This window comes from Brucella sp. NBRC 113783 (assembly GCF_040372265.1).
Lineage (GTDB): Bacteria > Pseudomonadota > Alphaproteobacteria > Rhizobiales > Rhizobiaceae > Brucella > Brucella teleogrylli.
Window position 1 is genome coordinate 96,403 of sequence record NZ_BAABRX010000007.1, and the last position, 19,996, is coordinate 116,398.

Here is a 19,996-nt window from a genome sequence, read left to right on the forward strand (position 1 = left end):
CCCGCTTTAATTTGGCGGACGGTGAACTACATAACATCTCATGGGTATGACACAGATAAAACACGCGAAATTCCAAATCGGCCAGGTGGTGAAACACCGGCTGTTCCCGTTCAGAGGCGTTATCTTCGACGTGGACCCCGAATTCGCAAATACGGAAGAATGGTATGAGTCCATACCGGAGGACGCACGTCCTCAGCGTGACCAACCCTTCTATCATCTCTTCGCGGAAAATGCGGAATCCGAATATGTGGCCTATGTGTCCGAGCAAAATCTGCTGCCCGACGTCAGCAACGAGCCTTTGCGCCATCCGCAGATCGACGAGATTTTCGACCGACTCGACAACGGCACCTATCGGGTGAAATCGCAGCACGCGAACTAAGTTGTCCTCACCTTTAAAAGCGATAGTTCAAAGAAAAAGGGCGCTGAAAAGCGCCCTTTTATTATGACCATGGTTTTGCCGATTAGTTGGCAGCGCCCTTGGCTTTTTCCTGTTCAGCCTTCATCTTGGCTTCGAAATCTTTCTGCTTCTTCTGGACGGCGTCCTGAAGTTCCTTCTGGCGGTCTTCCAGTTCCGACTGCTTCAGAGCCGGGCCGGTGAGAGCCTGCGAGAAGCCGGTCAGGGCAACCGGGATCGGGTTCGGCTTGTTCTGATAATTGACCGAGGTCAGCGTCAGCTTGCCGCCCTTCTGGAGAGCCTTGATCAGATCGTCGTTCAGCGGTGCCTCTGCGATGCAGCGATCAGGGAAGCAGATGCCGTATTCAAGCTTTACCGCTTTGTTGTTGTCGATCTGCATGCCAACGCCAGCCGGAATCAGGCGGCCAATCGGCACGGTGACCTGGAAAATCTTGCGATTGATCTTGCCCTTGATCTCGATGAGGTTAACGGCGGTCAGCAACTGGCCGGAATCGGCAGTGATGATGTTCTGCGTGTTGCAGATGTCGTTATCTTCCTGCTTCGAGCAGACCTTGAACCAACCCTGCGGCGGCTGCTGCGCCGATGCAGGCATCGTTGCGGAGGCAAGCAAGGCGAACGCGCCAGCGATGGCCGATGTGGCAGCGATTGTCTTCGTGCTGGACATGATCAACAGGTTCCTTTCAACGCTCTGATCTGTAGTTCCCGTATTCTGGTTAGTCAGCGATAGACCGTCACTGGTTTGAAAATGCGGCAACAGCGTGACCTTTAGGACTCTTCAATCCTATTCCGGGGCGGTGTTACAACGACTGCGGGCGCGAATCCAGACCAGTTTCCATCTGGAAGGCTCGGAATCCCGTAAAATCACCATTTTCATTTGTACTGTAACGCGCGGAACACGCCCAAAATACCTATATATTATAGGATCATGATAATTTCGCCTAACGAATCAATGCTATTTCGTATTTCCTGAAAAACAAGCGCCTCACGCTTACTTACAATGGACGAATGAAGTTGAACGGATCGATCGCTCATTTGCGCAGAAAATTCCTGCTGGCAATCACGCGGGGGCTCAGATTAGGGCTTCCGGCGGCTATGGTCGTCTCGATGACGGGAATCGGTGCGCGTATGGCGCAGGCCGAAACAGCAGCTGCGCCCGATTATGCTCTCTCCATGCATGGAGACGTGGCGCTTCCTGCCGACTTTACGCATTTTCGCTATGCCAATCCTGATGCACCCAAGGGCGGCAAACTGACCGTCGGTGTTGTCGGCACGTTCGACAGCCTCAATCCGTTCGTGCTCAAAAGCATGCGCACGACTGCGCGCGGCCTGTTCAGCGATGGTGAGTTCGGCAATCTCGTCTTTGAGACATTGATGCAGCGCTCACGCGATGAACCTTTCACGCTCTACCCGCTGCTTGCGGAAAAAGTCGCCATAGACCCCGAACGGAAATGGGTGGAATTCACGCTGAACCCGAAGGCCAAATGGTCGGACGGGCAGCCAGTGACGGTGGATGATATTATCTTCACCTATCAAATTCTCACCGAAAAGGGCCGTCCCCCTTTCAACAACCGAATGAGCCGGATCGACAAGATCGAGAAGACTGGCGAGCGCTCGGTGCGTTTCAACTTCAACGACAAGTCGGACCGCGAGTTTCCGATGCTGATCGCGTCGGTGATGCCGGTTCTTCCGAAACACGCAACCGATCCGGCGACCTTCGGTAATTCCACACTGAAGCCGCCGCTCGGCAGCGGTCCCTATCTGGTGTCCGGCGTGCAGCCCGGCCAGCGCATCATCTATAAGCGCAACCCGGATTATTGGGCCAAGGACATTCCGTCCAAGCGTGGCACGGACAATTTCGACACGCTGACGATCGAATATTATCGCAACGAAACCTCCCTGTTTGAATCCTTCAAAAAAGGACTGCTCGATGTTTTCATCGAGGGCAATCCGACGCGGTGGGAAAAATCCTATGATTTTCCGGCTGTGCAGCAAGGCAAAGTCATCAAGGAGAGCTTCGAAAAGGGTACGCCCGCGAACATGCTGGGCTTCGTGTTCAACACGCGTCGTCCGATCTTCGCAGACCGTCGCGTGCGGCAGGCGCTTGGATTGCTGTTCGACTTTGAATGGGCGAACCGCAATTTGTTTGCAGGCCAGTACAAGCGCACCCAGAGTTTTTGGGAAGGCTCCGAGCTTTCTTCCGTCGGCAAACCCGCCGATGCCCGTGAAAGGGAACTTCTGGCACCCTATCCCGATGCGGTGCGTGAAGATGTGATGAATGGTACATGGCATGTGCCCGTCACCGACGGCACCGGCCATGACCGGACGCCCGCCAAACAGGCCTATGATCTTCTGATGGAAGCCGGTTTCCAGTTCCACAATGGGCTGGCCGTCGATTCCACCGGCAAGCCGCTGCAATTTGAAATCATGACGCGCTCGGCGGAAGAAGAGAAGATCGGGCTTGCCTATAAGCGCAATCTGGCCCGGCTCGGCATTACGGTGGATATCCGCACTGCTGATGACGCACAATATCAGCAACGGCTCCAGACCTTCGATTACGACATGATCCTCGGCGCTCTGTCCAGTTCGCTGTCGCCCGGCAATGAGCAGTGGATGCGCTGGGGCGCGGCGTCGCGTGATGCGCAAGGCAGCTTCAATTATCCAGGCGTGGCCGATCCCGCCGTCGATGCGATGATTGATGCGCTGCTCGCCGCGCGCACGCGTGCTGATTTCGTCAGTGCGGTGCGTGCGCTCGACCGGATATTGCTATCGGGCGATTATTATATTCCTCTGTATCACCTCCCTTATCAGTGGGTGGCACGCTGGGACCGGATCGAACATCCCGCAAAAACAGCGCTCTATGGCTTTCAGCTACCGACATGGTGGCGCGCTCAGCCTTGAGTTCTGTTTGATAAGGTCGTAATTCGCCCTAAATCCATTTCCTATAATATGCATATCGATGCGGGAGGCGTGCCTCCCGCAACCACACGGAGCATCCCGCATGAGCGAAAAGAAAATCACCATCGATGTTGTATCGGATGTCGTCTGTCCGTGGTGTTTCCTCGGACGCAAGCGGCTTGAAAATGCGCTCGCCATGCTACCCGATGTGGAAGCTGAAATTCGCTGGCGTCCGTTTCAGCTCGATCCGACACTGCCGCCGCAAGGCAAGGACCGGCAGGCCTATATGCGCGAGAAATTCGGCAACAGCTCTAAGATCGATGACATTCATAAGCAACTGACGGAGCTTGGCGAAGAAAACGGCATTGTCTTCGATTTTGAAGCCATCACTCGCGCGCCCAACACGCTCGATGCGCATCGTTTGATCCACTGGGCGGCACAGGCCGCACCCGACACGCAGAACAAGCTCGTCGGCACTCTGTTCTCGCTCTATTTTGAGCAGGGACAGGATATTGGCGACCATGAAGTGCTGGTCGATGCGGCAGCTAGCGTCGGCATGGATGCAGCCGTTGTCGCCCGTCTTCTGGAAAGCGACGCCGACAAGGCCACGATCCGCGAGGAAATCGACACCGCCAACCGTATCGGCGTGCGCGGCGTGCCCTGCTTCATCATCGATCAGAAATATGCCGTCATGGGCGCACAAAACGCCGATGTTCTGGCCGATGCCATTCGCCAGACGGCGGAAGGCTTTGAGCCGGGGATTTCGGAAGATCGGTAGACCAATTATGGCGGCGGGTTAACCCGCCGCGATTTTCGCCAGCTGCGTCATGATGACAGCCGAGCCGTTGAGACGTTTTTCCGGCGTCGGCCAGTCGCGGATGAACACAATGCTCTGATCCGGCCTGATCTTTGCCATGGAGCCCTGCTCGCCGATCATCTTCACCAGACCGACCGGATTGTTAAACGTTGCATGACGGAACTGGATGACGACGCCCTTCGGACCGGCATCCAGCTTTTCAACATTAGCGCGACGGCAGAGCGCCTTGATATAGACGATCTTGAGCAGATGCTGCACTTCTTCCGGCATCGGACCGAAACGGTCGATAAGTTCCGCACCGAAGGCGTCGATATCCTGTGGCTCTTCCAGATCGGCAAGGCGGCGATAAAGGCCGAGGCGCAATTGCAGATCCGGCACGTAGTTTTCGGGGATCATGACCGCCGTGCCGATGGCAATCTGCGGCGACCACTGGCTGTCTTCCACTTCGCCCGAACCCTTGAGGGTCGCGACGGCCTCTTCCAGCATCTGCTGGTACAACTCGAAACCGACTTCCTTGATATGGCCCGACTGTTCCTCGCCCAAGAGATTGCCGGCACCGCGAATATCCATGTCGTGGCTGGCAAGCTGGAAGCCCGCGCCAAGCGTATCCAGCGATTGCAACACTTTCAGGCGACGTTCCGCCATCTGCGTCAGCATCTTGCCCGCCGGAAGCGTGAAGAGCGCGAAGGCGCGATGCTTGGAACGACCCACGCGCCCGCGTAGCTGATAAAGCTGCGCCAGGCCAAACATATCGGCGCGATGCACGATCATCGTGTTCGCGGTCGGGATATCGAGGCCGGATTCCACGATGGTCGTCGAAAGAAGCACGTCGTACTGACCGTCATAAAAGGCGTTCATGATATCGTCGAGCACGCCCGGCGCCATCTGGCCATGCGCCACGGCGACTTTTAGTTCCGGCACATGCTCTTTCAGGAATTCTTCGATATCGCCCAGGTCGGAAATACGCGGACAGACATAGAAACTCTGACCGCCGCGATAACGCTCGCGCAGCAACGTTTCGCGAATAACGAGTGGATCGAATGGCGAAACAAAGGTGCGGACCGCCATGCGATCCACCGGCGGTGTGGTGATGAGCGAGAGTTCGCGCACACCGGTCAGCGCAAGCTGCAAGGTGCGCGGGATCGGCGTTGCCGAAAGCGTCAGCACATGCACATCGGATTTCAGCTCCTTGAGCCGTTCCTTATGCTTGACGCCAAAATGCTGCTCCTCATCGATGATGAGCAGGCCGAGATTCTTGAACTTGATCGAGTTGCCGAGCAGCGCATGCGTGCCGACGACAATATCGACCGTGCCTTCTTCCAGACCTTTCTTGGTGGCGGCCAGTTCCTTGGTGCCAACCAGCCGCGAGGCATGGGCAACGGTGATCGGCAGGCCGTGGAAACGCTTGGAGAAAGTCTTGAAATGCTGGCGCGACAAAAGCGTGGTCGGCACCACGACAGCCACCTGAACTCCGTTCAGCGCTGCGATAAAGGCGGCGCGCAACGCCACTTCCGTCTTGCCGAAACCGACATCGCCGCAGATCAGGCGATCCATCGGCTTGCCTGCGGCCAGATCATCCGCCACCGCTTCGATGGCCGTCATCTGGTCTTCGGTCTCATCATAAGGGAAGCGAGCGGAGAATTCCGCATAAAGCCCATCGGGCGGCGTCATCACCGGCGCACCGCGCATCTGGCGTTCGGCGGCGATCTGGATCAGATGGCCCGCAATCTCAAGCAGTCGCTTCTTGAGCTTGGCCTTGCGCATCTGCCATGCGCCGCCGCCAAGCTTGTCGAGAACCGCGTCGGAGCCTTCCGAGCCGTAGCGCGAGAGAAGCTCGATATTTTCGACCGGCAGGAACAGCCGGTCATCGCCTGCATAGTGAAGTTCAAGACAATCATGCGGTGCGCCCGCTGCGGTAATCGTCTTGAGGCCGATGAAACGTCCGATGCCGTGATCGACATGGACGACAATATCGCCTGCCGTCAGCGACGCCACTTCCGAGATGAAATCCTGATCACGCTTGCGGCGCTTGGAACGGCGGATAAGACGGTCGCCGAGAATATCCTGTTCGGCAACGACGACTAGGTCACCGGCATCAAAGCCGCTTTCCACGGCAAGAACTGCCGCCGTCACCTTATCGCGAGACAGCGCCTTGACGGTTGAAAGCCGATCAACCGTCTCGATCTTTTCCAGCCCGTGCTCATCGAGAACCTGCAACAGACGGTCAAGCGAACCTTCCGTCCAGGCGGCAACCAGAACTTTCTTGCCGGAGGCGCGCAGTTCGGCAATGTACTTCACCGCGGCCTCGAACAGGTTCACGTCGGTGGCGGCCCGTTCCTCGGCGAAGTTGCGGCCCTTATGGGCGTCGGCGTGTACAATGGTGCGGTTCGATACGTCCGGTGTGCCGAAGGGCGTAAGGTCGATGCGAAGTCCGCTCGCCTGCACCGCATCTTCGACCGCTTGCGGCGTGAGATAGAGGGTTTCCGGCTTGACCGGTTTATAGGGTACGGCGTCGCTGCCTGCTTCATTGCCTTCAGCCTGACGCAGCCGCGCTTCATAATGGTCCACCACCATGGTGTGACGCTCGGTCAGCGCTTCATGCACCAGATGGTCGAACACTACAGGCATGCCGCCCGCATGGTCGAAAACCGTTTCCAGATGATCGTAGAACAGCGGCAGCCAGTGTTCCATACCGGCAAAGCGACGTCCCTCGCTGACTGCCTGATAAAGCGCATCGTCACGTTGCGGCGCGCCAAACATCGCCACGTAATTCTTGCGGAACCGGCTGATCATATCGGGCGAGAGCGTGATTTCGCTCATCGGCTGCAGCACGAATTCCTTGCGCGTTCCCGTCGTGCGCTGCGATGCGGGATCGAAAGCGCGGATCGTTTCCAGCGTATCGCCGAAAAAATCCAGCCGCAAAGGTTCTTCCGCGCCCGGCGCGTAAAGATCAAGGATGCCGCCACGCACGGCAAATTCGCCAATATCGCGCACGGTCGACACACGCTCGAAACCGTTGCGTTCCAGCCGCGAAGCCAGATCGTTCATGTCGAGCTGATTGCCGGGACGCGCCGAAATCACCTGTTCGGCAATGGCCGCCTGCGGCGGCAGTTTTTGCAGTACCGCATTGGCCGTGGTGAGAATAATTGCCGGATGCGGCGTCTTCTTGAGCGCTGCCAGAGCACCCAGTGCGGTCAGCCTGCGCGCCGATGCATCGGCACCGGGCGATACGCGGTCATAAGGCAGGCAGTCCCAGGCGGGCAGATGCAGCACCGGTAGATCCGGCGCGACGAAGCCCAACACCTGCTCCAGATCGGCAATGCGCTGCCCGTCGCGCACGATATACATAATTGGCCCGCGTTCGCCGATCTCGTCCACCAGACGCGCGAGGCAGAACGCCTCGAAGCCATCGGCAACACCGTCAATGACGATGTGGCGTCCGGCTTGCGTATCCGTATTGGGCTTGAGACCAAATTTGCTGAAAACGGGCATGGATTTCTTAAAACTCTATGCGGTCACGGAAGGCGACAATATCGCGGAACAGCGGCGTATCATGTTCTGCGGGGATAGGGCTTTCGCCCGTCACCCATTTGAGAAGATCACGATCCAGCACTTCCAGAATCTGCTCGAATTCATCCAGCTGGGCATCGGTGAAACTGACAATATACGCATCAGCATATTGGCCAAGAATCAAATCCATCTCACGCATGCCGCGATGCCAGGCGCGAAACAAAAGCTTGCGACGCCGTACATCCAGATTTTCCGCCGCAAGTGTGCTGCCAGTCATGTCGGAACTGCTCCATTTATCAAAATCGCTGCCGGTATATAGCATCTGCGACCGAACAGGGAACCTGTTTATCAGACAAGAACAAAAAGAGCACGAAAAGATGATGGCGCACACTTGCACCTGACCGCGAAGCAGTTAATGGTCTGAGCCATGCGCCCATCCATGCTCGATCCGTTTTTCGCTTCCGTCCGCTCGCTTTCCGGCATTGGCCCGAAGGTAGCGGTTTTACTTGGCAAACTTCTCGGCACCGATGTGCCCGGTGCGGAACCGAAAGTCGGCCAGCTTCTGTTTCTGCCGCCGAACAGCGTGATCGACCGGCGCAACCGCCCCGGCATTGCGCTGGCGCAGGAAGGCGCCATCGTCACGTTGGAAGTGGTCGTTGATCAGCACCAGCCTGCACCGCCTGGAAGGGGCAATGTTCCGCATCGCGTCTTTGCCCATGACGAAACCGGCGAAATTGCGCTGACTTTCTTCCATGCGCAACTGCCATGGCTGCAAAAAATGCTGCCCGAAGGCGAAACCGTCATCGTGTCCGGCAAGGTGGAATGGTTCAACGGGCGTGCTTCCATGGTACACCCGGATTACATTGCGAGCCTCGAAGACGCCGCCAATCTGCCAATGGTAGAGCCGGTCTATCCGCTGACAGCAGGCCTGTCGCCCAAAACCCTCGGACGTGCCGTCAAGGAAGCGCTGACGCGTGTTCCGCCACTGCCGGAATGGATCGACGGCCCCTTGCTGGCGCGCGAGCGTTTTCCAAGCTTTCAGGACGCGCTTAATACCCTGCACCAGCCGGAAGACCCGTCCGACATTGCGCTTGAAGGCATCACGCGGCGCAGGCTGGCTTATGACGAGTTTTTAGCCGGGCAATTGGCGCTGGCCCTCGTCCGTGCCAAGACACGCAGGCTTTCCGGTCGACCGCTGGAAGGCACCGGACGCATTGTGACCGAAATCATGCGGCACCTGCCCTATCGCCTGACCAAGGGGCAGGATCAGGCCGTGCGTGAGATCATCACAGACCTCAAGTCGCCGGAGCGCATGTTGCGGCTTCTGCAAGGCGATGTCGGTTCCGGCAAAACCGTGGTGGGCCTGCTTTCCATGGCGCATGCCGCCGAATCCGGCGGTCAATCGGCGCTGATGGCTCCAACCGAAGTGCTCGCCCGCCAGCATTTCGCAACCATCGCGCCGCTTGCCGAAAAAGCCGGGCTGAAAGCTGCCCTGCTGACGGGCCGCGAAAAAGGCCGAGACCGCAACGCCGTGCTGGAAGGCTTGAAAAGTGGCGAAATCGATATCGTCATCGGCACCCATGCGCTGTTTCAGGAAAAGGTCGAGTATCACGACCTCGTTCTGGTCATCATCGACGAGCAGCACCGCTTTGGCGTGCATCAGCGCCTGATGCTGACGGCAAAGGGCACCGCCCCCGATATGCTGGTGATGACAGCAACACCGATCCCGCGCACGCTGGTCCTGACCGCATTCGGCGATATGGACGTTTCTAAGCTCACCGAAAAACCCGCCGGACGACAGCCCATCACAACCGCGATCCTGCCGATGGAACGTATGGGTGAACTGGTGGAGCGCATCCGCAAAGCGGTTCAGGAAGGGCAAAAAATCTACTGGATCTGCCCGTTGGTGGAGGAATCCGAAGTCGTTGAACTGACCTCAGCGGAAGAGCGTTTCGAAAGCCTCAAATCCGTGTTTGGTGACCGGATCGGCCTTATCCATGGCCGTATGAATGGGGCCGAAAAAGACGAAGCGATGCGCGCCTTCAAGCAAGGCGAGACGCGGCTTCTGGTTGCCACCACCGTTATTGAAGTCGGCGTGGACGTGCCCGACGCAACCATCATCGTCATTGAGCACGCCGAACGGTTCGGCCTGTCGCAATTGCATCAGTTGCGCGGGCGTGTGGGGCGTGGCGACAAGCCATCGACCTGCCTTCTGCTCTACAAGGGACCACTGGGTGAAATCGGACAGGCGCGGCTGAAGGTGATGCGCGAGACGGAAGACGGTTTCCGCATTGCCGAGGAAGACCTGAAACTGCGCGGCGAAGGCGAGCTGCTCGGCACCCGCCAGTCTGGCACGCCGGGTTTTCGTCTGGCTTCCATCGAGGCGCATGGCGATCTTCTGGAAATCGCCCGCAAGGATGCACGTTATATCCTGACCAGCGATCCCGATCTGGAATCCGAACGCGGGCAGGCACTGCGTGTGCTGCTCTATCTCTTCGGACGCGATGAAGCGATAAGGCTGCTTAGGGCCGGATAACAGAACGAATAAAGGACGCACTACCGCTCCCCTCACCCTGAGCTTGTCGAAGGGTGGGCAGTAACGCCTTGTCCTTCGAGACAGTGCTTCGCACTTCCTCAGGATGAGGCGTTATGAGACGTCGAGGCATAGATCGACGTCTTCTATCACTTCATTAAGATAACTCTATAACGAGCTAATTTTATTCAACCGTAACCGATTTTGCCAGATTGCGCGGCTGATCGACGTCCGTGCCCATCAGGACAGCGGTGTGATAGGCCAGCATCTGGATCGGCAGCGCATAGACGAGCGGCGTGATGAATTCCGGCACGTCCGGCAGGACGATCGTTGCCATCGTATCGACGCTGGCGCTTTCCGCACCTCGTCTGTCGGTGATCAGGATGATGCGACCGCCACGGGCCGCCACTTCCTGCATGTTGGAAACGGTCTTTTCATAAAGACGGTCAGACGGTGCAATGACGATGACCGGCATGGTTTCATCGATCAGCGCGATTGGGCCGTGCTTCAACTCGCCGGCGGCATAGCCTTCGGCGTGGATATACGAGATTTCCTTGAGCTTCAGCGCGCCTTCCATGGCAAGCGGAAAGGACGTGCCACGACCGAGATAAAGAACGTGATTGACCTTGGCGAGATCGGTACAAACTGCCGCGATTTGATCTTCCAGCTTCAGCACTTGATTGAGGAAACGCGGGGCTTCGGAAAGCTGGCGCACCAGTTCCTGTTCGCGCGCATCGTCAATCGCGCCGCGCGCCTTGGCGGCGGCGATGGCGAGCGACGCCATGGCCGAAAGCTGGCAGGTGAAGGCCTTGGTGGAGGCAACGCCAATTTCCGGACCGGCAAGCGTCGGGAACACGGCATCGGATTCACGCGCGATGGTCGAGCCTGTGACGTTAACGACGGCGGCAATCTTCAAGCCTTGCGACTTGCAATAACGCAGCGATGCCAGCGTATCCGCCGTTTCGCCGGACTGGGAAACGAACATCGCCAGCGAATCTTTCGACAACGGCATTTCGCGATAGCGGAATTCCGATGCGATATCGCTATCGACCGGCAGACGGGCAATCTGTTCGAACCAGTATTTACCCACCGATGCGGCATAGTAAGCCGTGCCGCAGGCTGAAATCGTCAGACGATCAATCTTGCTGAAATCGACGCCGATCGCTTCCTGACGCACCTTGCCGGTGGTGAAATCGAGATAATTGGCAAGCGTATGCGAAATCACTTCCGGCTGCTCAAACATCTCCTTCTGCATGAAGTGACGATGATTGCCCTTGGAAATGAGCATATTGGCCGTCTGCGTCTTCTGGATCGTGCGCTCGACCTGATTGTTGTTCTCGTCATAAATGGTGACGCCCTTGCGGGTCAGCACAGCCCAGTCACCATCTTCCAGATAGGCAATGGTGTCGGTGAAGGGCGACAGCGCAATCGCGTCGGAGCCCAGGAACATTTCGCCGTCGCCATAGCCGACAGCCAGCGGCGGTCCCTGACGGGCGCCGATGAGCAGTTCTTCGTCGCCTTCAAACAGGAATGCGAGCGCGAATGCGCCATGAAGCTGCGGCAGGCAATCGCGCACGGCCTCAACCGGCGACTTGCCCTTTTCCAGCTCACGCGTCACCAGATGCGCAACGGCTTCGGTGTCGGTTTCGGTCTGGAACTTGCGGCCTTCGGCTTCCAGCATGGTGCGCAGTTCGGCAAAGTTCTCGATAATGCCGTTATGAACCACCGCAAGGCGCTCGGTGATGTGCGGATGCGCATTACGCTCCACCGGCTTGCCATGGGTAGCCCATCGCGTATGACCGATGCCTATCACGCCCGGAAGCGGCTCACCGGCAAGGCGCTTTTCCAGATTGACGAGCTTGCCTTCCGCACGACGGCGGTCAAGCTTGCCGCCCTGCAAGGTGGCGATACCGGCGGAGTCATAACCGCGATATTCCAGTCGTTTCAGAGCATCGACCAGAAGCGGCGCGACTTCATCCTTGCCGATAATACCGATAATTCCACACATGCATCTGCTCCAGATCTGGGTCGCTTGCTTTTGCCAGCCGGTTTAAAGACTCTAAAGCGGAACGGCAAGCCAAGCCATCCGCCCTGGGGTCGTCTGATAGTCGATTTATTTCGATGAGGTTTTAGCCGCTTTGATGGCGGCATACTTCTCCCGCAGGATCTTGCCCCGGCCTTCTTTGGTTTCCTGTCGGGCACGACCGAAAGCCAGCGCGTCGGCAGGCACATTGTCGGTGATCGTGCTGCCGGATGCGACATAGGCGTTGTCGCCGATTTCCACCGGCGCCACCAAAGAGGAATTGGAGCCGATAAAGGCATTTTCGCCGATAATCGTCTTATACTTGTTGTAACCGTCGTAATTGCAGGTGATCGTCCCTGCCCCGATATTGCTGGATGCGCCGACGGTCGCATCGCCGATATAGGTCAGGTGATTGATCTTGGCACCCTTGCGCACATCGGCGTTCTTCACTTCGCAGAAATTGCCGACCTTGGTTTTCTCGCCGAGCTTTGCACCGGGACGCAGTCGTGCAAAAGGCCCGATTTCCGCGCTCGGACCGACATTCGCGCCTTCCATATGCGAGAAGGAATGAATGAGCGCACCCGTTGCAACATGTACGCCCGGACCGAAGAATACGTTCGGCTCGATGATGACGTCAGCTTCAACCAGCGTGTCATGGCTGAAGAACACCGTTTCCGGCGCGATCAGCGTCACACCGGCCAGCATCATCTCGCGGCGCTTGCGGTTCTGCCAGATGGCCTCGGCTTCCGCGAGTTCTGCACGGTTGTTGATGCCGATGACATTATCAACCGGCACTTCGATGGCGGTTACGTTGAGGCCCTTGTCATGCGCGATGGCCACAATGTCGGTAAGATAATATTCGCCCTTGGCATTGTCGTTGCCGACTGCATCCAGCAGTGCAAGAGCATGACTGCCGCGCACGGCCATCAAGCCGCCATTACAGAAGCCGATCTTCTTCTGGGCGTCCGTCGCTTCCTTTTCTTCGACAATGGCGACCAGTCGGTCACCGTCTTCGATCAGGCGGCCATAGCCGTGCGGGCTGGTCGGACGGAAACCGATTACAACGATATCGGCGCCATCGGCCAGACGCGAACGCGCGGCCTGCAGAGACTGCGCTTCGATCAGTGGCGTATCACCGAAGACGATCAGCAGATCATCATAGCCATTTGCAATCGCCTCACGCGCGGCAAGCACGGCATGGGCCGTACCGAGGCGTTCCGTCTGTTCGAAAGAGGACACTGGACCCGCGATTTTCTCAACCGCGCCGCGCACGTCTTCCGCTCCGCGTCCGACGACCAGCGCGACATCGCTTTTGCCTGTCCCCTGCACGGCCTTGACCACATGGCAGACCAGCGGCAGGCCCGCGACTGCATGCAGCACTTTCGGCAGGCTTGATTTCATGCGTGTGCCTTCGCCGGCAGCAAGCACGATGGAAAGGCAAGTACGGTCTGTCATGACATTATCCAGAAAATCGTGATGTTCATCCGCTTTAACATCAAAGCGTATATGGAAGCTTACGGTTGTTGCCTAGCCCAGACGCCCCAACGCTGGAAAAGTCTCCAGTAGCCAGAACGAGAAGGATTGCATGCCGCCGGTCAGGAACAGGACCCCGGCCACGACGAGCAGTGCGCCCATTGCCTTTTCCACCTTGCCGAGATGCACACGGAAGCGGGACAGGAAGCGCATGAAGGCGCCGGAGAAAAGCGCAGCGACCAGAAAAGGAATACCAAGCCCCAGCGAATAGATTGCGAGCAGAAGCGCCCCCTCGCCGACGGTGCTGCTGCCACCGGCCAGTGTCAGGATCGGCCCCAACACAGGGCCGATGCAGGGCGTCCAGCCGAATGCGAAGGCCAGCCCCATGACATAAGCGCCGAGCGGCGAAGCAGGTGCATTGCGTGCCTGAAAGCGCGCCTCGCGCGACAGGAAGGACAAGCGCAGCAGGCCCAGAAAATTGAGGCCCATAAGTATGATGACCACACCGGCGACAATGGCGATCTCCTGCTGCCATGCGCGCAAAAATGCACCGATAGACGATGCGCCAGCACCCAGCGCCACGAAAACTGTGGTGAAGCCGAGGACGAAGCAGATAGCGGCAAAGGCAAGCGAGCGACGCGCGGACGGTTCAGCCGCAACGCGGGCGGCTTTATCAGCGCGGAAATCTTCAACGCTCACGCCAGCCATATAGCAAAGATAAGGGGGCACCAGCGGAAGAACGCAGGGCGATAAAAAGGACAGCGCTCCCGCACCAGCCGCCGTCATGTAGGAAACATCGAGCACGATTACCTCATTCGTTCATGAAATTGCTTGCTGCCCGGGCGAACCGCAGGCTTATATAGACCAAGTTTTGTGCAACTCTGAATATTTTTGATACAATAGGACATTAGAACACAAGTTTGCCCAAAATCGGGATCACTCCCCGCCTTTACTATAATTTGTTGATTGCTCCAACTGGACGACGCTCCGATGAGCTTGATTGATGATGAAGTGCCTTCTCAACATAACGCTGCGTCTTCCGGGCCTTTAGGCTGGCTGAGGCGATATCAGCATTTTCTGTTTCCGGTTGCGGGCATCGCCATCGCGCTGCTGGCGATCTATGTTCTGGAAACAATGCTCCAGCACACGTCGCGTTCGGAAACGCTTGCAGCACTGCATAGCATTTCCTGGACGACGCTGGCGCTCGCCGTCTTCTTTACGGTGTTGAGCTATGCCGCTGTCGCTCTTTACGATGTCGTGGCCGTAGACACCATCGCGCCAAACCAGATTCCGCGCCGTATCGCGGCGGTTGCAGGCGCTGCGGGCTATGCGATTTCCAATGCGCTCGGCTTTTCGCTTTTGACCGGCGGCGCGCTGCGCTATCGCATCTATGCCGCCGAAGGCGTCAGCCTCGCCGATATCGGCAAGATCGTCGGCACATCGTGGTTCGCAATCTGGTTTGCGCTGATCATCATGGTCGGGGCTGCACTCCTCATCGATCCCCAGGATGTGCCTTGGCTATCCGCCATCGATTCGCGCATCGATATCGTGGCGGGCGTGGTTATCCTCGGCGGCATCGGCTGGCTTATCTACTGGCTGTCGCATGGCGAGCGCAGCGTCAGGATCGGTTCGTTCAGCCTGCGCCTTCCCAATTCCAAAGGCGCACTGATCCAGATTTGCGCCGGATTGGTCGATGTCGGCGCTGCCGCGGCCACACTCTACGTCCTGATGCCCGCTGATGCAGTGCCAAGTTTCGCCGTCTTCGCACTCGTCTATGTGATCGCCATTGTTCTCGGCATCGCCAGCCACGCGCCCGGCGGCCTCGGCGCCTTCGAAGCAACGATCATCGCCGGGTTGGGCCTCGGCGGAAAACCGGACGCGATCGCAGCACTTCTCGCCTATCGCATCATCTACACGGTCATGCCGCTCGTCGTGGCAACGGCTGGCATTCTCGTCTGGGAAGCGATGCGGCGGCGTCAGATGCTGGGCAAACAGGCCGCCTTCGCCAAACGCCTTTTCGAGCCTCTGGTGCCAAGCCTTTCCGCTGGCATCATCTTTCTGGGCGGCATCATCCTGCTCATTTCGGGCGCGACACCCAATTTGCGCTATCGCGTTGAGCTTTTGTCCGACATCGTGCCTGAATTCCTGATGGAAATGTCGCATCTGGCGGCAAGCCTCGTGGGCGTCGCGCTGCTCATCGTTGCGCGTGGCCTTTCCAAGCGTCTGGAACGGGCTTGGGTTGCGGCGATGACGCTGCTTCTCAGCGGAGCGGTGTTTTCACTCGCCAAGGGCCTCGACTGGGAAGAAGCCGTCATTCTCTGCATCTTCGCTTCAACGCTCTGGAATTTTCGCGATTCCTTCTATCGCCGCCCGATATCCGGACCTTTCGAACTGAGCTGGAACTGGATCACCACAGTCGGCACCACGGTGCTTGTTTCCACATGGCTTGGCTTCTTCGTTTACCGGCACGTCGAATATTCGAGCGATCTTTGGTGGGATTTCGCATGGAGCGGGAATGCGCCACGCTTCCTGCGGGCGACCGTGCTGGTTTTTGCAGTGGTCGCCGCTGTCGGCCTGCATTCGATCATCAACCGCAACAGCCATCGCAGGCGAAAGGTCGATTATTCGATCCCCGAAGTAGTGCCTACTCTGGTGGCGGAATGTCCGCATACGGACGCGGCGCTGGCCATGTTGGGGGACAAGCAGTTTCTGCTCGCACCGGATAACAGCGCCTTCATCATGTATGCCCAATCCGGTGGCAGCCTGATCGCGCTCGGCGAGCCGATCGGCAACCCCGAAACCGGCAAGGAAACGGCATGGTCGTTTCACGCGCTTGCGGACAGATTAGCGCTGCGCACGGTTTTCTACGGCGTTGGCCCGCAAAGCCTGCCGCTGTTTCTCGACATGGGGCTTGTCGCACTGAAACTAGGCGAAGTGGCCCGCGTGAACCTGACGGACTTTTCACTGGAAGGGCCGCGTCGCCAGCCATTCCGCTATGCCGACCGCAAGATCGACAAGGACGGCCTCACCTTCGAAATTATTCGGGCGGCTGACATTCCACCGATCCTCCCGCGCCTGCGTGAAATTTCCAACGCCTGGCTCGATTTCAAATCCGGCAGCGAAAAGGGATTCTCGCTCGGCTATTTCGATGACGACTATATGCAGCGCTTCGATGTCGCCGTGCTGAAAAGCGAAGGCGAGATCGTGGCCTTTGCCAATCTGTGGCGCGGCGCAAACAAATACGAGATCACCGTGGACCTGATGCGCTATATGCCCAATGTGCACAAGCTGCTGATGGATGCGCTTTTCGCCAAGCTGCTCATGTATAGCAAAAACGAAGGCTACCAGTGGTTCAATCTCGGCGCGGCCCCGCTTGCCGGACTGAGCGGCAGCAGGCTCGCCTCGCGCTGGAACCGGCTCGGCTCCTTCATCTACAAGCGCGGTGCGGACCTCTATCATTTCGACGGATTGAAAGCCTTCAAGGAAAAATTCGATCCTGTCTGGACCCCGCATTACATGGTCTGCCCCGGCGGACTGGAAACACCGCGCGCCCTTCTCGACGCCACAACCCTGATCAACGGCAGCCCACTGGAGTTCATCCGTAAATGAAGAAAGAACGCGTCCTCTTTACCGTGGTCGGGCTTGTGCTGCTTGGAGCGGCGGGCGTTTACGCGTCGCTGCATACTGGCAAGATCGCCCGCATGTGGACCAAACTTACAGGCTCTGAAGAGCCGGTCATTCATGCAAGCGCCGAACGGCTGTCGAGCATCCCGGTCTATATGCCGAACGGTGACCCGGTCGGACTTACGATCCTTCTCAGCGACGAGGCGGGCATCGGCGAGAAGGAGCGCGCCTATATGGACGCGCTGCTTGCGAAAAACATGATCGTCCTGCCGGTGGAACTCGGCCCATGGCGGGCTTCGCTCGATAAGGAAGATGGCGAATGCAACTACCTCGACTCCGATTTTGAGGCCATCGCCAAGGAAGCGCTGCGCGGGCTTGATCTCGATGTCTATTTCCATCCGGTGCTGACCGGCATCGGCCAGGGTGCGACGATTGCCTATGCCGCGGCGTCGGATTCGCCCGATGCGACCATTGCGGGCGCTGTCTCGCTCGACCCTGCCCCGGCGAAAACCCGCCTGCCCTCCTGTACAGAAAAGGCGGCTGCGACGAAAACACCGGATGGTGCATTTACCTATGCTTTTGGCGCCCAGATACCAGCACCTGCTCTGGTGGTCGCCCCTCCCGGAACGGAGACCAACAACCCGGTCGAAGCACGGCAACAAAATATCGCCATTCTCCAGAGCGCCAAGGATTTCCCGGCGCGCATGAAAATGGCGGTTGATAACATTGTCGCCATGGCTGATCAGGACGCCAAGAATGAAGCCCTGCCGATTGTCAATCTTCCCGCCAAGGGCGGCAATGCGGAGATGGTCGCGGTCTTCTATTCCGGTGACGGCGGCTGGCGCGATCTCGACAAATCCATCGGCGAATGGCTGCAAGCGCATGGCGTACATGTCATCGGCGTCGATTCTCTGCGCTATTTCTGGTCGGAGCGCACACCGGAAGAAATCGCCAAAGACACCACGGCAATGATCAGGAAGGCCGATCCGACAGGGAAATTGCCTGTTGCGGTGCTTGGCTATTCCTTCGGGGCCGATACTTTCCCCTTCGCGTGGAAATATCTCGATCCAGCCATTCAGGACCGCACAAAAATGATCGGGCTGCTTGGTGTCGAAACCACGACAACCTTTCAGGTCTCCATTGAAGGCTGGCTTGGTATGGATGGCGACAAGGATGTCGTTCCGGCGATTTCCAGCATTCCGCTCGACCGTGTCGTCTGCGTCTATGGCGAGGAGGAAGACGACACCGCCTGCACGGCAAGCGAGTTGAAGGGCATGGACGTCATGAAACTGGCGGGTGGCCACCACTTCGACGAAAACTACGAGCCGATTGCAGCCGCCCTGCTCGACAAAATGCGCGCACGCGCCGGTCTGCCGCCGCGCCCGTCAAGCTGACGGGCGACTTCCGGTAAAGGCGCTAACCCTTTATCGCGCCTGACGGATTTTGCGCGCCAAGCGCGCGCTGCACCGCCACGCGGGCCGACGCGAGATCGGGCATGACCCAGTTCGGCTCGCCACCCAGAAACTTGTCGAGGAAGGCTATCGCATAGCCCGGCATGTCGGCCACGTTTTCCCGGTAAGACCACCAGGTTCGCAAATCGTCCGCACAGGCGTCGATATCCTGTGCCACGCCGAATTCCTGCTCCTGCACGGCGGCAATCGCGCAAATGCAGTAATTGGTATAGAGGAACCCCTCCGGCCAGAAGGCGATAATGTCGTGTTGCGGCGTATTCTCGCCCTCGTTCGCCTTCGGGATCGATAACGCCCGGGCAGGCGACAGGCGGATCAGTTCACGCAGAACCAGCCCGGCGGCAAAGGTGATGAAATCCTTGCGGTCCACCTTGGCATAACGCTTGTTCTGCTCGACCAGTTCTACCCAGTTCAGAAAAGCTTCCGTCAGTTTCTGCTCGTCGATCTCATAATCGACACCATAGACATCATGGAGAAGACTGGCGTGTTTGCGAAACGTCGCCCTGAACCAGCGCAACTGCCGCAAGCGACGCCGCAAGTCCGGCATCGATGCCATCTGGTTCTTCAAAAGCAAATCCATATTCCACGCCTCCAATGCCGACAGACCATATGCGAAACCGCTACCGTTGTCAGCTTGTCCTTCCCGCAATCTTCACCTCATAATTATACATATTGACATTTAAGAAAACAAATGTTCTGTGAAGAGGCGGAGACTGGCGGCGCTCAAAGACGCACGAAGCCTCCGGTGGAGGAGGAGAAAATGGCTATCTGGCAATGGGCTTTACTGGCTTTGGCTCTTTTATGGGGAGTGCAGTCGCTGGGCGTCTGGTTTCAGATGCGCCATTACTCCGACGTGCTGAAAGGCGTCACATCCCGCTACTCTGACGGATTCGTGGGTGCAGGCCATGTGCGCGGGCGCTTCGGCAAAGGCGTCATTGTCATGATCGTGGTTGACCGCGACCTGAAGGTCCGGCGCTTTCTCGAAATGAGCGGACGAACCGTGTTCGCAAAGTTCAAGCGGCAGGAAGCCTATGAGGGCATGCCGTTCAATGCCTTGCGGCGTGAACAGGAAGCGCTCGAAAAGTCGCCTGTCAATGCTGCCGCAAAGCAGGCGATGGACCAGATCGACCGCATCCGCGAACAATCCGACGGCACGTCTCTCGAAGGACTGAAGCTGGCGCACGCCTGAGCGTGTGTCCAACCGTGAACTGGGTGGCAATGTTCAAGGGGTATCGCC

14 protein-coding genes are annotated in these 19,996 nt (G+C 58.0%); 7 read left to right on the forward strand and 7 right to left on the reverse strand.

What is annotated here, in order from left to right; all coding sequences use genetic code 11:
* The first annotated feature begins 40 nt into the window (after positions 1-40).
* Positions 41-379: a heat shock protein HspQ gene (gene hspQ, locus ABWW11_RS19325; protein ID WP_109367527.1), complete on the forward strand. Its 339-nt coding sequence runs from the start codon at positions 41-43 to the stop codon at positions 377-379.
* Positions 380-461: 82 nt separating this feature from the next.
* Here hspQ and ABWW11_RS19330 read toward each other — a convergent pair whose 3' ends face one another.
* Entirely contained in the window at positions 462-1,079 is a 618-nt protein-coding gene (locus ABWW11_RS19330; RefSeq protein ID WP_109367528.1) for an invasion associated locus B family protein, read from the reverse strand.
* Positions 1,080-1,420: 341 nt separating this feature from the next.
* Between ABWW11_RS19330 and ABWW11_RS19335 the strand changes: the two genes are divergently transcribed.
* Positions 1,421-3,313, forward strand: a complete 1,893-nt coding sequence (locus ABWW11_RS19335) for an extracellular solute-binding protein (RefSeq protein ID WP_371831101.1) — start codon at positions 1,421-1,423, stop codon at positions 3,311-3,313.
* A gap of 100 nt (positions 3,314-3,413) precedes the next feature.
* The gene (locus tag ABWW11_RS19340; protein WP_109367530.1) at positions 3,414-4,088 is read left to right on the forward strand and encodes a DsbA family oxidoreductase; all 675 of its coding nucleotides are present in this window, start codon (positions 3,414-3,416) and stop codon (positions 4,086-4,088) included.
* A gap of 18 nt (positions 4,089-4,106) precedes the next feature.
* Here ABWW11_RS19340 and mfd read toward each other — a convergent pair whose 3' ends face one another.
* Positions 4,107-7,619, reverse strand: a complete 3,513-nt coding sequence (mfd, locus tag ABWW11_RS19345; protein ID WP_109367531.1) for a transcription-repair coupling factor — start codon at positions 7,617-7,619, stop codon at positions 4,107-4,109.
* A gap of 7 nt (positions 7,620-7,626) precedes the next feature.
* Positions 7,627-7,914, reverse strand: coding sequence for an FAD assembly factor SdhE (locus ABWW11_RS19350; RefSeq protein ID WP_109367532.1), 288 nt, complete (start codon positions 7,912-7,914; stop codon positions 7,627-7,629).
* Between the two features lie 150 nt (positions 7,915-8,064).
* Here ABWW11_RS19350 and recG point away from each other — a divergent pair, with 150 nt between their 5' ends.
* On the forward strand, positions 8,065-10,173 hold the full coding sequence (gene recG, locus ABWW11_RS19355) for an ATP-dependent DNA helicase RecG (protein WP_109367533.1): 2,109 nt from the start codon (positions 8,065-8,067) through the stop codon (positions 10,171-10,173).
* Positions 10,174-10,354: 181 nt separating this feature from the next.
* Here recG and glmS read toward each other — a convergent pair whose 3' ends face one another.
* From glmS to ABWW11_RS19370, 3 genes are all read right to left on the reverse strand, one after another.
* Positions 10,355-12,178 carry a glutamine--fructose-6-phosphate transaminase (isomerizing) gene (glmS, locus tag ABWW11_RS19360; protein WP_109367534.1) on the reverse strand — a complete coding sequence of 608 codons (1,824 nt, stop codon included), beginning with the start codon at positions 12,176-12,178 and terminating at the stop codon, positions 10,355-10,357.
* Between the two features lie 105 nt (positions 12,179-12,283).
* Entirely contained in the window at positions 12,284-13,648 is a 1,365-nt protein-coding gene (gene glmU / locus ABWW11_RS19365; RefSeq protein ID WP_109367535.1) for a bifunctional UDP-N-acetylglucosamine diphosphorylase/glucosamine-1-phosphate N-acetyltransferase GlmU, read from the reverse strand.
* Between the two features lie 72 nt (positions 13,649-13,720).
* A complete protein-coding gene (locus tag ABWW11_RS19370; protein ID WP_109367536.1) occupies positions 13,721-14,470 on the reverse strand; it encodes a cytochrome c biogenesis CcdA family protein in 750 nt (249 codons plus the stop codon).
* A 186-nt stretch (positions 14,471-14,656) separates the two neighbouring features.
* Between ABWW11_RS19370 and mprF the strand changes: the two genes are divergently transcribed.
* Positions 14,657-17,275, forward strand: a complete 2,619-nt coding sequence (mprF, locus tag ABWW11_RS19375; RefSeq protein WP_167836101.1) for a bifunctional lysylphosphatidylglycerol flippase/synthetase MprF — start codon at positions 14,657-14,659, stop codon at positions 17,273-17,275.
* Positions 17,272-18,684, forward strand: a complete 1,413-nt coding sequence (locus ABWW11_RS19380; protein WP_181376044.1) for an AcvB/VirJ family lysyl-phosphatidylglycerol hydrolase — start codon at positions 17,272-17,274, stop codon at positions 18,682-18,684. Before mprF ends, ABWW11_RS19380 begins: the two co-directional genes overlap by 4 nt.
* Before the next feature lie 22 nt (positions 18,685-18,706).
* Here the strand turns inward: ABWW11_RS19380 and ABWW11_RS19385 are convergent, their stop codons facing one another.
* Positions 18,707-19,339: a hypothetical protein gene (locus ABWW11_RS19385; RefSeq protein ID WP_109367538.1), complete on the reverse strand. Its 633-nt coding sequence runs from the start codon at positions 19,337-19,339 to the stop codon at positions 18,707-18,709.
* Positions 19,340-19,519: 180 nt separating this feature from the next.
* Here ABWW11_RS19385 and ABWW11_RS19390 point away from each other — a divergent pair, with 180 nt between their 5' ends.
* A complete protein-coding gene (locus ABWW11_RS19390) occupies positions 19,520-19,948 on the forward strand; it encodes a transcriptional regulator GutM (RefSeq protein ID WP_109367539.1) in 429 nt (142 codons plus the stop codon).
* Positions 19,949-19,996: the final 48 nt, after the last annotated feature.